The following is a 1,154-nucleotide window of genomic DNA, read 5'->3' as shown; positions in this document are numbered from 1 at the left end:
TAAAATCCTATTACGGCAAACTTCTAGCAACCAGAAAGGTAACTCAGGATAATCAAGGCAGGAAAACAGCAGGTGTGGATGGAGTAAAATCTCTGACCCCAAAGCAACGCCTAGAGATTATAGGTCAGTTAAAACTAAAAGGGAAATGTAAACCCACAAGAAGGGTAAACATACCTAAACCTAACGGTGAAATAAGACCACTGGGTATCCCATGTATGGAAGATAGAATCAAACAATGTTTGGTCAAATTAGCACTTGAACCCCAATGGGAAGCTAAGTTTGAACCGAATAGTTATGGATTTCGACCAGCAAGGTCATGTCACGATGCAATCGAGCAAATATTCATAAGCATATCCAAACAACCAAAATTTGTATTGGACGCAGACATCTCGAAATGTTTTGACAGAATAGACCACGACAAATTACTTGCAAAACTTGAAACCTATCCACAACTAAAGCGTGAAATCAAATCATGGTTAAAAAGTGGATACATGGACAGCAAACAAATATTTCCGACCAACGAAGGTACACCACAGGGAGGTGTAATATCCCCATTATTAGCCAATATAGCCTTACATGGTATGGAAATAGAAATCAAAAAATTTGCCAGAACATGGAAAGGTAATAAACGAGATAATGAAAAGTCCCTTAGCATAATCCGATATGCAGATGACTTTGTCATTCTACACAAGGATATTGATAGAATAGTTCAATGCAAGGAAATAGTTGAAAACTGGTTGAAAGAATTAGGACTTGAATTAAAACCAAGTAAAACCCGTATCTCTCACACCCTTAATGAGTACGAAGGAAACACGGGATTTGACTTCTTAGGATTTAACATCCGTCAATATGAAGTAGGAAAAACACACACAGGTTTTAATACAAGAGGTATGCCACTTGGATACAAAACCATCATAAAACCATCAAAGGAAAAAATCAAAGCTCATATTAAAAAAGTTGGAGAAATAATCAGGAAACACAAATCATCACCACAAACAGCTTTAATCAAAGAACTCAATCCCATCATTCGGGGATGGGCGAATTATTACAGCTCAGTGTGTAGCAAAGAGACTTACTCGAAATGTGACCACCTACTATATCAACAACTCAAAAGATGGGCTGAAAGAAGACATCCTAATAAATCCAAATCGTGG

Annotated in this window: 1 protein-coding gene; it reads left to right on the top strand. The window is 37.3% G+C overall.

Features of this window, described 5'->3' with window-relative positions:
• The coding region (ltrA, locus tag ACN4EE_RS23570; RefSeq protein ID WP_431708946.1) for a group II intron reverse transcriptase/maturase at window positions 1–1,154 on the top strand (1,154 nt) is incomplete at both ends.

The organism is Geminocystis sp. CENA526, from assembly GCF_050753365.1.
In the GTDB taxonomy this organism is placed as follows: domain Bacteria; phylum Cyanobacteriota; class Cyanobacteriia; order Cyanobacteriales; family Cyanobacteriaceae; genus Geminocystis.
The sequence above is the reverse complement of the archived record's forward strand: the minus strand, read 5'-3'. Positions and strand labels throughout refer to the sequence as shown.